The organism is Polyangiaceae bacterium (genome assembly GCA_020633205.1).
Lineage (GTDB): Bacteria > Myxococcota_A > Polyangia > Polyangiales > Polyangiaceae > JAHBVY01.
In genome coordinates this window covers 1-13,210 of sequence record JACKEB010000015.1, presented here as the reverse complement: position 1 = coordinate 13,210, position 13,210 = coordinate 1, and the positions used below count along the sequence as shown (strand labels likewise).

The window sequence follows — 13,210 nt, the reverse complement described above, 5'->3', positions numbered from 1 at the left end:
CTGTCCACGAGGCAATTCAGCCGCTGTCCCTGGAGCCGGCTCGCAGGCTGCCCCAAATCAGCCGCATGCAACACGTCGCTTCACTAACTGGCGAGCCGCGGCGGTGGTCACGCCAAAGCGCTGAAGGTGCTCACGTGATCAGCACCGAGCGCGCGCGGCTCCAGCTCGACTGGCTCACCTGGCAGCTTCAGCACAGCTACTGGGCCCAGGGGATCCCGCCCGAAGTCGTCGAAGGCGCCGTGCGCGGCTCCTGGTGCTTCGGCCTCTACGAGCAGCCGGAACAAACCGGCGCGCCTGAGCGTCAGGTGGGCTTCGCCCGCCTGGTCACCGACGCCGCGACCTTCGCTTACCTGTGCGACGTGATCGTGGGTGAAGAACATCGCGGGCGTGGCCTTGGCAGCTGGCTGGTCGAGACGGTGCTGGCACAACCGGAGCTCCAGCCGCTCAGGCTGTGCTTGCTCGGCACCCACGACGCCCACGAGCTGTACCGTAAGTTCGGCTTTGTGGAGGCGCCGCCGGGGCGCTTCATGGGGCGCCGCAAGAACTACATATAGTTCCGCGCGGATTTATACTAAGGAGAGCGCCAGTGATGCGACGACCAACGCCGCGACCAGTGCAGCGACCCCGAGCCAAGCCCAGTCGCTGCGCTTAGCTGCGGCTACCTGTAGCGGCGACTCCGGCGCGCTCAGGCTGCTCGGCGGTGCACTCTCGACCGTGCCTTCACGGGGCGCAGGTTGCGACATCAGCGTTCGCTCTTGGACCGCCGAACGCAGCATCCACGTGCCTTGAGTGAGCTCGAGGGTTTGGGGGTGAGGGAACTCCAGGTGCCGCTCGCTCTCCCCCCCTTCCCCCCGCAGCAAGACAGTCGAGGCAGTGGGAAGCGTTGACACAGGTTCCACCAAGGTGTCCGCCTCGCTCTGCCGCAGCCACTCGGCGAGCGCCGCAGCAAAGGCCGCGACGCTAGGGTAGCGATCTCGAGGTTCACAAGCCATCCCGCGCTCGACGATGCGCACGAGCTCCGGGTCCAAGCTCGGCGCCCTAGCAGACAGCGGCGTGAAGCCGCTGAGCGCCACCTGACTCACGAGCTGACCCAAGTTCGCAGCGGCTCGGGGAAAGTGGCCACACAGCAAGACATAGAGCGCCACCGCCAACCCGTGCTGATCCGCCTCCGGTCCGATTTCAGCTTCGCCGCGAGCTTGCTCGGGCGCCATGTACTGGGGCGTGCCAAGCAAGCTCGCGCGGGAGTCCAGGGTGAGCGCCGTGGCGCCGATCAGCCGCGACACCCCAAAGTCAACCAGTTTTGGTACCACACGGATATGACCATCGGGCAAGTACTCACGATGCAGCACGATGTTGTCCAGCTTGATGTCGCGATGGATGACCCCCATCCCGTGCCCGTGGGCGACCGCCGAGAAGATCGGTTGCATCAAGCGCACCGCCTCCTTCGCCTCGAGGAATCCACGCTGGGTCAGGTGAGCCCGCAAGTTTTCACCCGAGAGCCACTCCATCACCAGGAAGGGCACGCCAGCGTGTTCGCCCGCGTCGTAGACGCTCACGATGTTCTCGTGCGCGAGCCGTGAGGCGATCCGCATTTCTCTGCGGCAACGTTGCGCGAGGTGTCCGTTCTGGCGCAGGCGCGGCAACGCCGTCTTGAACGCAACCATGCGGCCAGTCGCTAGCTCCACCGCCTGAAACACTTGTGCCGTTCCGCCGGCGCCGACGGAGTGCAGCAGCTGGTAGCCTTGGACCACGCTGCCCGGTTCGAGCGCTGCGTGAGGCTCCCCCTGGAAAGACAGGTCGACCGACCGTGGGTGAGGCGTCTGAAGATTCGGGACCGGCGAGTTCACACGCCGCACAGTGCAACCGGTGTGCCGTGGCGACTCCGGCACTGCCGCCCCTGCGCGCTGGCATGCCACGCCAACGAAGCCCGCTAAATCCCTCGGTTTTCCTAGTGGCGAAGCCTCATGCCCGGCTGGAAAGCGCAGCAACGAGGCAGAACCCACTTCGCTGTCGTCTGGAACCCACAACCCGTCGCCCGCTCCCTACAGCGAGTCGGAGCCCCACGACGCGAACGACAAACTGCTCACACCAGAGACGCCTACGATCGCGATATCGATATGGGCTACCGCTGCTGCTCTGACCCGCTATGACGCGATCTGGTTGAGCCAGAGCAGCACTCGAGTGCTGCCTTCAGCCGACCAGCTTCGCGGTGACTTCGCCGCCCATCTTGTAGGCCTTGGCGCCGCTCATGTCGCTGATCTTGTCCCACGCGCCAGCGACGTCATCCACGCTCACGGAGTCACCCAGGTTGACCCCGGCGCTCTCGATGACTTCGACCTTTGCGTAGTGTCCGGCGCCCGCCTCGATGGTCACGCCGTTGGGCGCGCCCTCGCTACACAAGAAGAGCACCGCAGGCGTGACGAGTTCTGGCTTCAAGCGATTGAAGATTTCCTCAGGGATCCCAAGGTTCTCTGTCATACGCGTCGCGGCGATGGGCGCGATGCAGTTGACCTTCACGTTCTTGCGCTCGCCCTCGAGCTTCAACGTGTTCATCAAGCCGACGAGCCCGAGCTTTGCGGCGCCGTAGTTCGACTGGCCAAAGTTCCCGTACAAGCCGCTCGACGAAGTGGTGAGCACGACGCGCCCGTACTGCTTCTCCAGCAGGATTGGCCAGGCTGCTTTCGTCACGTACATCCCACCCAACAGGTGCACGTTCACGACCAACTCGAAGTCGTCCAGCGTCACCTTCGCGAAGGTGCGATCGCGCAGAATACCCGCATTGTTGATCACGATGTCGACGGTGCCGTAGGCGTCGACAGCGGTCTTCACGATACTCTCGGCGCCGACCCGGTCGGAGACGGAAGCACCGTTGGCGACCGCCTCGCCGCCTTCCGCACGGATCTGCTCGACGACGGCATTCGCAGCGTCGCTCGACCCGCCAGAGCCATCCACGCTACCTCCGAGGTCGTTCACCACGACCTTGGCGCCTAGCTTGGCCAGAGACAACGCGTGGCTCTTGCCCAAGCCGTTGCCTGCACCCGTTACGATCGCGACCTTGCCCTTGAAATCAATTGCCATACGAGCCTCCAAACTTGGATGAAGCGGGGCGCTACCGTACAGGAGGACAGGCTCGGGGCAAGCCCCATGGCGCCTTCCAGTCTCGCGGATTCATGGAGCTTTGGCGCGGCCTGCAATGCGCTCGCGGGCGGTCTCACTCGCAGCGGGGATGTAGTCTTCGGCGAGCAACTGGTCGAGATCGAAGGCAACGAAGTCGCCGTCGAGGTTCGGGCCTTCACTAACCCACAGCCGATGAGCACCCGAGTCGGCGATGATCGCGTGCGTCGCGATGCCAGCGTCGATCGCCCGTCGGTCACCGCGGTCCAGGCTCTTCCCACCTGCTAGCTTGCGATCTCTGAGCCAGTCCGCTGCAACTTGCGCGGTCAGTGGCGTTGGTCCTTGGTCGGTGGTCAGTTCATCTCCACGCTTGCGTCGCGGCAACGTGGAGGTGAGCTCGCGCACGCGGCGATTCTTGCGGTCCTTGGAGCTGGGACCTTCCAGGTGATTCGTCACACACGCTGCGCCCTCCAGTGCACGCACGACATTCGCTTGCCCCGGCACCCGCTCCACGACCCTCGCGTGCCCCTGCGCGTCGTTCAAGATCACCAGATGGCTAACCAACGGTTCACGCTCGGCTAGCAGCTTGGCCGCCTCGGTCGTGGTGTGCGCCTCGGAGAGCACTCGACGCAGGGCGTGAACGACGGGCTCTCCAACGACGCCGGGCTCTCCAGCGCGCGCCCCGTGCACCACCACGGAAACGCCCTCCGAGTTCATGCCGCTCACGACGCCCACGAGGCCCGCCCAGGCAACCGATGCGAACGGCAACTTGCCGTCCTCCCGCACCAGGAAAACGATCTTCTCCTTGTCGAAGATCGGGTGCACCTCGAAATCGAAGGCGCGGGCCAGCATGCCGCCGCCGCTCGCTGTTTTGCCAGTGAATGTCGTGCAGCCGATCAGTGGGGACTGCTCGAAGCTCAGGCTGATGTCGTAGAGCGCGTTCAAGAACACGAAGCGCTGGTAGGTCGGTAGTTCGGAGTCGAAAGGGTCCGGCTGATACGCTAAGGCCTGGGTCGCGATCTCGTGTCGACGATCAGCGCTCAGCTCGCTGTCTAGATCGGCGTAGCGGAGCCGCGCCAAGTCGAGCAGCAACGCGCGCGCCAGGCGGCTGGAGACGTGCTGACGAAACAGGCCCCAAACGACTTCCTCGGTGCGATCCATCTCCGCCTTGAGCAATACGGCGTGGACTTGTCCGATTTGGCTCGGAGTCCCGATCAATCGCACCTCTTCGAGCTTCCCGACGGAGCGAGCATAGTCGCTCGACGGGTCGAGCTTGGCTTGTGCTCCCCAGGTCGCGTATCGAATCCCCGAGGATTCACCAAGAGTCAGCTGCTGCAGCGCGATGGGGGGCGGCCGCATGCGGCTCCTCATGAGCACGTAGCCATGAAACGCCAGCGGAATGGCCAGCAACACCAGGAGCGCCCCGAGCTTCCTAGGGTGTCTCCGCACCCAGCCACCGACTCTAGCAAGCACGGAATGCGGCGCAGCGCTCGGATTTGGGGGGGAGGAGCTCATGGCCTACCCCTACTTGGTACCATCACGCAGCCTGGGGGGGCTGAGCCGGGTGTAGACCAGCGTCTTCAGCACGCGGCGCACGATCCTCGAGGGATCTTTTACCACATGAAAATGTGTCTGTCTGAGATCAGGCGGCGGATAGTACACTTCGACCGGCACCTGGATGATCGGGATCGCAGCGCGCGATGCCCGGAGCAACACCTCCGCTTCGAACGCGTAGCCGCGATCGCGCGTACCGAGATCTAGAGTGCGAGGGAGTGGGTAGCGACGGAGCCCACACTGTGTATCCGCGAGGCGATGTCCGGTGAACGCGGAGAGAAACAGATTCGAGATGGCGTTCGAGACCTGAGAGTTGCCAGGCGCCTGATCCCGCGCAAGGTCACGAATGCCCAGCACCAGGCTCTCCGAGGGCGCCGGATTCTCCGCCAGTCTCAACGCCTCATGAGCCAGGTGCTGCCCATCGGCGTCCACCGTGACCGCCATGTTGGCTCCTAGCCTGTGGGCGACCTCGAAGCCGGTCATCAGCGCCGCACCCTTTCCACGATTCACAGGGTGGCGCACGACGCGTGCGCCCGCGGCGCGAGCTCTGGCGGCAGTGGCGTCCCCTGAGCCGTCGTCCACGACGATGATCGGGGCTCCGCTCTCCAACAAGAAGAGCTCTCGCACGACCTCGGCGACACGATCTTCCGCGTCGAATGCGGGGACCACGAAGGCGTACTTCGCTCGGGACATCGCTGGTTTGTATACGCCAAACGTGGGCGCCAGCGCGCGAACAAACAACCGAATGCTGCCGCCTAGCGCGCAGCTATGTCACGCGGCGAGAGAGCTGGGCGGTGTCAGGCATTGGGATCTCCCAGCGGACCAAGCCTGGGTGGCGACGTGCCACGCCACAGACTATAGCTGGGGCGTGAGCCGCCCAGAGTTGCCGGAGGAGCAGGAACGCCTGCTTGCGACGCGTATCCGCAAGCACTTGCGAGACAGAATTCGCAAGAACCGGGCCGCGTTGCCCGAGGCAGCGGCTCAAGCCAGATCCGCACGGATCATTGAGCGACTGGTGGCGCTCCCAAGCTACGTCGCGGCCACAGGTGTCGGGCTCTTCTGGCCGCTGGCTGGCAAGCGAGAGGTGGACTTGCGCGAGTTGGACCGCATGGCGCGTGAAGCGGGCAAGCGGGTGTACTACCCCTTCCTCCGCGGCCAGACCACCGGGTTTGGCTTGGTCGACGACCCATCACAACTGGTCGAATCGGACTGGGGCTTTCGTCAACCCGCAGATGCGGTGCCCGCCGCTGCCAACGGCGAAATTGAATGGATCGCCGTGCCCGCGCTGCTCCTCGCAAGCGACGGCCATCGCCTCGGCTACGGGCGAGGCTTCTACGACGCCACGCTACCGGACTATTGTCCACCAGGTGTCGCTGTCGGTGTCGGCTTCGAGTTTCAGCTCGTGCCTGAGGTTCCGAGTCAGCCCCACGATGTGCGAGTAGACTGGATCGTCAGCGACGAGCGAGCTTTCCACACAGAATCAAAGGACGCGCAAGTCGAGACCTCAGCAGCTGCGGCGCGCTGGCGGCGCTTGGATGGCAACGAATAGCCTAACCGGTGGTGCCAAACCAGGCTCCCACACACGCCAGCAAGAACGCGACCGGAGCCAAGCCGAGCGACATCAAGACGCCGGAAGAGGTGCTGACGGCCAGCGTGAGCGCCAAGAGCACGATCGCGATGCAAGCGCCGAGGGCAGGCTCGAGCACACTGCTCGCGTCGCTGGCGCGAGCCACCAGAAAGCCAGCCACCGGGAACGAGAGCAACACCGCACTGCCCAACAGAAGCAGCGGCGCGCCGGCCTCGGGTCCGCTGCTCTCTGCGTGACTGAAGTCAATCGCGAGCTCATGGCCTAACCACACGGCAACCCCCACACTGACCAACATCACGCCGAGGGTCACGAGCCCACCGATCAGGATCCAGTGCAACATGATCGGTCGATCGGAACGCCGCAAAGCACGACGCATCGCCCTGAGGGACGGCGGCTCGGGCAGCGACCTCAAGATGCCGCGGCGCTCGTGACCGACGCTGCCCTCAATTGGAGTCATGTCCCGCAAGGCCAACCAACCAGTGGCCCCCATGCTGAGCGCCAGCGGCAGCGCAGACGCGACCAGCTTGGGTGAGCCGGAGCTGATCAGCAGCGCGTAGAGTCCATGAATGGCCACCGCGACCAGCCAAGCCACGCGGAACCACTTTCCGCGCGGTCTATCGCCTCTGCCGAGCCAGTATCCCCACAACCCCGACGCGAACAACTGAAGCGGGATCCCGAGCAGTAGCTGGGCTCCCGTCAAGCCGCTCAGCTCCACCGCACGGCTCGCCGTGATGAGTTCAACGACAGCCAGGCCAACGCCCGCCGCTACGCCGTAGAGCAAACCCACGCGAGGGCTGAGCAAGCGTCCGGTAGCATAGAGCGGCCAGACGCAGCCAACCTTGGCTGCCTCCTCCAGTGGCGCAGCCAAGAGGAACATCGCGAGCGCGGCGGTGCCGGCGTTTCCCCCTTCCACTCGCAGGCTGAGGTCGGTGAACTTCAGCAGCAGGTGTTCGACATAGAGCGCCCCCGCCCCGAACACCAAGCTCGCCCCCGCTACCGCCAAGACCACACGCGGCGGTACCGGCCTGAGCCGGCCAACCCGAAGCCAGACCAGACCACCGATCAGCGGCGCTGGGAGCGCTAGCAGGAGGGCGACGCCGATGTTCACGCAGTCGGCTCTGCCTGGGGTTGACTAAAAGTGCAAGCCAAGCACACCAGTCAGGGCCACGGAGGTGCCCACGCTGGAGCCGTCGGCCTCCAGAACCTTCGCCTGAGCCTCCTGCGAACTCCCTGCGGAGGCCGACGTGTTGAGTGTGGCACCCGGGCGCGTTAGCCCGAGCAGTTCCCCCGTGAGGTTCGCCCCGATCGAAAACGATGGGCTCAGGTACAGGTCGAAGCCAGCGCCGGCGCGCACGTCGTAGCCGGTGATCTGAACGTCGCTCGAGTTGATTTGCGAACCGATGTTGTCGGAACTGAAACCACCGATACTGGCGTAGCCCCCGCCGAAGGTGAAGTAGGGCTCAAAATTTCCGAGCGGAATATGGATGCCCAGCTCGGCGTTTAGCGTCCACATGTCGTACTCGCTGAACTTGTTCAGACGAAAGCGCGGCCCGATGGTGATGAACACCAGGCGCAGCCCGAGTCCGGCTCCCAACACATAGCCACTATCCGTGGTCTTCTGGGTGCCAGCGTCGACGATGTCGTTGGCCTTGAACGTCTGCAGACCGATATGGGCATAGCCTGCTTCGACGTTGAGGTAGATGAACTCCAAGCCGCGCCCGGAGTCTTCCTTCTCCGACTTCTCGAGATCCGCCTCAGTGGCCTGGGCCGCACTGTCCGATTGGCCGCTGGGCGGTTGCAACCCACCAGAGCTGAGCCCCGGTTGCCCAGGCTGACCATTCGCGGGCTGGCCGTATCCAGGTTGCCCATAGCCGGGCTGTCCATAGCCCGGTTGGGCCGGCTGCCCGTTGCTCGGCTGTTGCCACTGGGCGAGCGCCGGCGCACTCAAGGTCAGCACACTACCTGCGACTACGAACCTCAAGAAAGACTGCATGAGGACAAAGCGTATGGGCCCGGGTCACGAACCGCCAGCCAAAAACCGTGGAGCATTCCGCCCGCCCACTGGAAAGCAGCTTCGCGAGACAGCTCAAAGATGCCCGCGCAGCGGCCCTGCCGCTTTCTTCCTGGCGCTTCATTCCAGGCGCTTCATTGGCGCTTCATTCCTGGCGACGCGGGCGAGCTCCTCCCCACGCGCCGGACCTCCATGCGTGCGTCAACGACGGTGTGCGTCGTAAACGCGGTCCCGCCAGGCCAGCAGATCCGCGTAGTCCCCAAGCGCTGGATCCGTCCACGCGTCTCGGCTTGCGGGACCGAGCCGGATGTAGCTATCCGCCACGGGCCGCACGAACTGCAATGCCGCGCAAAATGCGATGTCCACGTAGGAAAACTTCCCCAGCACATAGGCATCCGGGGAAGCCAGCGCGGCGCCCTCTTGCTCCGAATCTGGGGCGAGCGCCGCTCGCAAGCCATCCAGAGCACGTCGCATGCGTTGCAGGTGCTGCTCACTGCTCAGGTCTCGCGTGAGATATTTTCTACGCAGAAACTCAACTCCCAGCCTACCCACATGGGGGGCGACAGGGCCGCTGATGCGGAACGCGGGGGGGAGGCTTTCAACCAACACATCCTCGCGAGGCGCTGCGCGCTCCGCGGCACGCGCGCGTCCAGAGTTCATTAGCTCATCCGCCACGCGGTCGTACTCGAGCAGTCGGCCATCCAGCGATACGGTTCCTCCCGGAAACAGACTGGTCCCGCTGCCAACCGACTCGGCGTAGCGAGCGATGGAGAGGGAATCCTCCCACACATCATGTCCCCCGAACAACACGGGCACAGTCACTGGTCCGCGCCACTTCTTGACACGTAACCTGAGGAGGGGCTCTCCAAGCAAGGGCAGATAGTCCTTACGTGCGTGCAGGACGCGATGATGGTCCAGCGCCCACGCGGCTTTTTCGGACCACGGAGAATAGTGAAGGTAGAGCAGCGTCAGCACGCAACGCCCATACCACACGGGCAAGCAGCGGGGCGGGGTAGCTCAGCCAGCGGAGACGATCGCGCTCATTTTGCGGAGCACCGTGTCCGAGCCAATCAGTTCGCTCAGCGCCCCAAGGCGCTTCAGATCCGGGCCCTTCCAACGCAGGTCATCCAGCGTCTCCTCTAGGGGCACGTCTCGGCGCAACGTCGCGAGGCGGCGATACAAGAGCGCCGCCTCGCGCGCGGCTTCCAACTCGGAACTGAGCCGCGCCGCGCCTCGGGGCTTCGCGCTCCAGTCCTCGAAGCGCGCCGGGATGTGCTCCAGATGCAGGTACTCGGAGAGCACGACGCCGGCCGATTTTGCACCCCACTTCGGTATGCCGGGGATCCCGTCCGCGGCGTCACCGACTAGCGCGAGGTAGTCAGGGATGGACTCTGGAGCGACGCCGAACTTTTCCCTCACCCCATCCACGTCCAACCATTTGTCTCGGAGTCGATCCCAACACACGACTCGATCGCAGACACACTGCGCGAGGTCCTTGTCGGGAGAACAGAGCACGACCCGGTCGACCTCGGGCGACTCGGAGTAGCGAGCCGCCCCAGCCGCGAGCGCGTCGTCAGCCTCGAACTCCACCATTGGCCAAACGACGACCCCGAGGGCACGCGTGGCTTCTTCCGCGAGTGGGAACTGCGCGAACAGATCCGGATCGATGCCGTCGCCCGTCTTGTAGCCATCAAACAACGCGTTACGGAAGCTCTCGATCTCGTGATCGAAGGCGACGGCTACGTGGGTTACGTCAGGGCTACTGACGAAGTTCGCGAAGTTGCTCAACAGCGCCCGTGTCGCTCCAACCTCTCGCCCGCCAGCGGTCGACGAGGGCGCCCCATAGAACGCGCGAAACAGCTCATAGGTGCCATCAATCAGATGGATTTGCATCGATCCTCAGTGCTCGTGGATGGGGTGAGCGCGAGCCTCAGAGACCTCGAGAAGCACCATGCATCAGACGCCTCGTGGCCATCGTCAATCCTCGCTACGAATTCGTACACCACAACGCAGGCGTTAGCAGGACTCGAAAACATCCTGGCAGCGCCGCTCTTCGAAGCTTCTCTGGACTCCTGACAAAGCGTTGGCAACAGCTGTGTGAGAAACCACTGCCGGTGGTGGACGTATGCCCCTATCCCGTGCAGGATGCTCGCCGGAAGAGGGGTCTCCGCGTCGTGAGCCACCGGTTGAGGTGCTCTGGCGAGCACTCGCTTTCAGCGGCGCGACGCTTCGCCCCAGAACCCATGCCGTGTCCTCGCGGCGTGAGCTTTCCAACGGCCAACGAACTCTGACACTGCTCACCGCTCCGACGCACACGAGGTACCATGCTCACCACCGAAACCCGTGGCTCACGCCTCTTGGTCGACGTCCATGTCCGCCCTGGCCAGTCCAACACACTACGCGAGGACGCTCTCGCAGGTCTGACGCGCACGCCAAAGCAGCTTCCCCCGAAGCACTTCTACGACACTCGGGGCTCGGAGCTGTTTGATGCGATCTGCCGCACACCGGAGTACTACCCGACGCGGACGGAGCAACGGCTGCTGGAGCAAGTCGCCGAGCGCGTGATGCGCAGCGTGCGACCGACCCACCTGGTGGAGCTAGGTAGCGGCATGGCGCGAAAGACCCACGTCTTGCTTACCTCGGCCGCCGGCCAAGGTCTGCAGCCTCGCTACGTTCCATTCGACGTCAGCGAGAGCGCGCTCCGACACAGCGCGGAGACACTGCTGTCCAGCTACGGGTGGCTCTCGGTCCACGGGGTGGTCGGCGATTACGACCACCACCTCCACTTAATTCCACGCGGAGACCGAAGACTGATCGCCTTCCTGGGTGGGACCATCGGCAACTTCGAACAGCAAGACGCGATTCGTTTTCTTCAGCGTGTCGCCAAGACAATGGGGCCCGGTGACGCATTGCTGCTGGGGACGGATTTGGTGAAAGCCAAGGCCACTCTCGACCGAGCCTACAACGACGCAGAGGGGGTCACCGCGGCGTTCAATCTCAACGTGCTCCGCGTGATGAACCGTGAGCTGGGGGCGAACTTCGACGAGGCGCGGTTCAAGCACATTGCGTTCTACGACGAGGACACGCGGAGAATCGAGATGCACCTCGAGAGCCTCGCGGAGCAGCGGGTACGGCTTGGGGGTTTGGATCTCGAGGTGGAGTTCAAGCTCGGCGAGCGCATGCGCACGGAGATCAGCCGCAAGTTCTCCGAAGCGGCCGTTGCGGAGCTGCTTGGCGCAGCTGGGCTGGAACTCGCCAACTGGTTCACCCCCAGCGATCAGGCGTTCGCTCTGAGCCTCGCAAGACTCCCGAGCCGCAACTGACGTCGGACGACGGGGACTTTAGCGTTCGGCACACCGAGGTGGCCAGAGTCCCGTCGGACGTTGCATACTCGATGCGTGCTGGAGCGCGCGTTGATCCGTACCTGGGACCGCGCCGTACACACGGCCGCGGCCATTGGCTACCGGCTCCCGCTTGCCAGCCCGGCCCGCTACGGAGTCGAAGTGACCCGAGACGTTCGCTACGCGCCTTCGACGAGGCGCGCTCATCTGCTCGACGTCTATCGTCCAATCGGGAGGCCTAGCCCACCGGCGCTGCTGTACGTGCACGGGGGAGGCTTCGCCGTGCTGAGCAAGGACACCCATCGCATCATGGCGCTGGCGTTTGCGTCGGCTGGCTTTGCGGTCTTCAACATCAACTATCGGCTGGGCCCCACCCACCGGTTTCCAGCTCCACTACAGGACGCGTCTGCTGCCCTCGACTGGGTGGCGAGTCACGCATCGGAGTTCGGGGCGGACCCGACGCGGCTATGCTTGGCTGGCGAGAGCGCGGGGGCAAACCTGGTGGCGGCGTTGGCGTATTGCGCAACTCACCCCCGTCCGGAGAGCTACGCCCGTAGGTTATTCGACCACGACCTACGCATCCGCGCGGTACTACCGATCTACGGCCTGTTCGATATGCAGGACATGGACCGCTTCGACCGAGCCGGTATGCCTTGGTGGCTACGTGTCGCACTCCGCCAAGCGGGAACGTCGTATGTGGGCCGCCCTCTGGAGGAGCGCGCTGCGGCGGCGCCTCTTGCCTCACCCCTGCGCTGCTTCCAGGCGAAGCCAGGACCTGGCACCCGGCCCTTGCCGCCCTTCTTTCTGGCTTGCGGCACCCGAGATCCACTCCTCGGGGACAGCAAGGCGCTGTGTTACGCACTGAGAGCGCGAGGAGGACGCTGCGAGCTGTCAATTCATCCAGGCGAAATTCACGGCTTCAACGCCATGCTTTGGCGCCCGGAGGCGAGGGCCAAGTGGCGAGCGGCTTTCAGCTTTCTGGAGCGTCACACAGCGGTCGCTGGGCCGTGACGACCACCTACCGCGGGCCGCACTTTGACTGGGTCGAAAGCTGGCGCGCGCTCAGATGAGGCACAAACCCTTGCGATCTCCGAGTGGGCTGGGGATGATGCCGCAGCCCTGCGAGGTTCATCTATGTCCAAGCACTCCTTAAACAATTCCGTTCGACGTGGTGGCAGCTTCTCACGCGCCCCGAGCTTCCTGGCCCTGCTCGCGGCAGGCCTCTTCGTGACCAACTGTACGTTGCTCACCGATGTGGATCGCAGCGAGATCCCGGAAGGCGCTGGCGGGTCATCAGCAGGCAGTGGCGGAACCGCGGGCTCCGGCGCAAGCGGCGGCACGGGTGCAACCGGCGGCACGGGCGCAACCGGCGGCACGGGCGGCACCGCGGGCACTGCAGGTACAGCGGGCACCGCAGGTACAGCGGGCACCGCAGGTACGGCTGGCACCGCAGGTACGGCTGGCACCGCAGGCACGGCTGGCACCGCAGGCACGGGCGGAACCGCAGGCACGGGCGGAACCGCAGGCACGGGCGGAACCGCAGGCACGGGTGGAACCGCAGGCACGGGTGGAACCGCAGGCACGGGTGGAATGGCGGGCACG

General features: G+C 64.7%; 13 protein-coding genes. 5 read left to right on the top strand and 8 right to left on the bottom strand.

Going from position 1 to position 13,210, the window contains the following annotated elements:
* The first annotated feature begins 65 nt into the window (after positions 1 to 65).
* Positions 66 to 554: a GNAT family N-acetyltransferase gene (locus tag H6718_23005; GenBank protein ID MCB9588295.1), complete on the top strand. Its 489-nt coding sequence runs from the start codon at positions 66 to 68 to the stop codon at positions 552 to 554.
* A 12-nt stretch (positions 555 to 566) separates the two neighbouring features.
* Here H6718_23005 and H6718_23000 read toward each other — a convergent pair whose 3' ends face one another.
* The 4 genes from H6718_23000 to H6718_22985 form a co-directional block, all read right to left on the bottom strand.
* Positions 567 to 1,847, bottom strand: a complete 1,281-nt coding sequence (locus tag H6718_23000) for a serine/threonine protein kinase (protein ID MCB9588294.1) — start codon at positions 1,845 to 1,847, stop codon at positions 567 to 569.
* A gap of 343 nt (positions 1,848 to 2,190) precedes the next feature.
* Complete coding sequence (locus H6718_22995; protein ID MCB9588293.1) at positions 2,191 to 3,078, bottom strand: SDR family NAD(P)-dependent oxidoreductase; 888 nt, start codon at positions 3,076 to 3,078, stop codon at positions 2,191 to 2,193.
* Positions 3,079 to 3,168: 90 nt separating this feature from the next.
* Positions 3,169 to 4,629, bottom strand: coding sequence for a hypothetical protein (locus H6718_22990; GenBank protein MCB9588292.1), 1,461 nt, complete (start codon positions 4,627 to 4,629; stop codon positions 3,169 to 3,171).
* A 9-nt stretch (positions 4,630 to 4,638) separates the two neighbouring features.
* Entirely contained in the window at positions 4,639 to 5,361 is a 723-nt protein-coding gene (locus tag H6718_22985; protein MCB9588291.1) for a glycosyltransferase family 2 protein, read from the bottom strand.
* A 175-nt stretch (positions 5,362 to 5,536) separates the two neighbouring features.
* Between H6718_22985 and H6718_22980 the strand changes: the two genes are divergently transcribed.
* Complete coding sequence (locus tag H6718_22980; protein ID MCB9588290.1) at positions 5,537 to 6,217, top strand: 5-formyltetrahydrofolate cyclo-ligase; 681 nt, start codon at positions 5,537 to 5,539, stop codon at positions 6,215 to 6,217.
* A gap of 1 nt (position 6,218) precedes the next feature.
* On the opposite strand, the gene H6718_22975 is transcribed toward H6718_22980, so the two are convergent.
* The 4 genes from H6718_22975 to H6718_22960 form a co-directional block, all read right to left on the bottom strand.
* Positions 6,219 to 7,364: a PrsW family intramembrane metalloprotease gene (locus H6718_22975; protein MCB9588289.1), complete on the bottom strand. Its 1,146-nt coding sequence runs from the start codon at positions 7,362 to 7,364 to the stop codon at positions 6,219 to 6,221.
* A gap of 24 nt (positions 7,365 to 7,388) precedes the next feature.
* Complete coding sequence (locus H6718_22970; GenBank protein ID MCB9588288.1) at positions 7,389 to 8,249, bottom strand: hypothetical protein; 861 nt, start codon at positions 8,247 to 8,249, stop codon at positions 7,389 to 7,391.
* Between the two features lie 219 nt (positions 8,250 to 8,468).
* A complete protein-coding gene (locus H6718_22965) occupies positions 8,469 to 9,242 on the bottom strand; it encodes a glutathione S-transferase N-terminal domain-containing protein (GenBank protein ID MCB9588287.1) in 774 nt (257 codons plus the stop codon).
* Between the two features lie 42 nt (positions 9,243 to 9,284).
* Positions 9,285 to 10,160, bottom strand: coding sequence for a flap endonuclease (locus H6718_22960; protein MCB9588286.1), 876 nt, complete (start codon positions 10,158 to 10,160; stop codon positions 9,285 to 9,287).
* Positions 10,161 to 10,591: 431 nt separating this feature from the next.
* On the opposite strand from H6718_22960, the gene egtD reads away from it, so the two are divergent.
* The 3 genes from egtD to H6718_22945 form a co-directional block, all read left to right on the top strand.
* A complete protein-coding gene (gene egtD, locus H6718_22955) occupies positions 10,592 to 11,590 on the top strand; it encodes an L-histidine N(alpha)-methyltransferase (GenBank protein ID MCB9588285.1) in 999 nt (332 codons plus the stop codon).
* Positions 11,591 to 11,650: 60 nt separating this feature from the next.
* Positions 11,651 to 12,619, top strand: a complete 969-nt coding sequence (locus tag H6718_22950; GenBank protein MCB9588284.1) for an alpha/beta hydrolase — start codon at positions 11,651 to 11,653, stop codon at positions 12,617 to 12,619.
* Between the two features lie 123 nt (positions 12,620 to 12,742).
* On the top strand, positions 12,743 to 13,210 hold a 468-nt coding region (locus H6718_22945; GenBank protein ID MCB9588283.1), incomplete at its 3' end, for a hypothetical protein.

Coding starts and splice junctions, on each gene's coding strand:
- H6718_23005 (MCB9588295.1), top strand. CDS start 66: ATGCAACACGTCGCTTCACTAACTGGCGAGCCGCGGCGGTGGTCACGC.
- H6718_22990 (MCB9588292.1), bottom strand. CDS start 4,629: ATGAGCTCCTCCCCCCCAAATCCGAGCGCTGCGCCGCATTCCGTGCTT.
- H6718_22995 (MCB9588293.1), bottom strand. CDS start 3,078: ATGGCAATTGATTTCAAGGGCAAGGTCGCGATCGTAACGGGTGCAGGC.
- H6718_22970 (MCB9588288.1), bottom strand. CDS start 8,249: ATGCAGTCTTTCTTGAGGTTCGTAGTCGCAGGTAGTGTGCTGACCTTG.
- H6718_22985 (MCB9588291.1), bottom strand. CDS start 5,361: ATGTCCCGAGCGAAGTACGCCTTCGTGGTCCCCGCATTCGACGCGGAA.
- H6718_22960 (MCB9588286.1), bottom strand. CDS start 10,160: ATGCAAATCCATCTGATTGATGGCACCTATGAGCTGTTTCGCGCGTTC.
- egtD (MCB9588285.1), top strand. CDS start 10,592: ATGCTCACCACCGAAACCCGTGGCTCACGCCTCTTGGTCGACGTCCAT.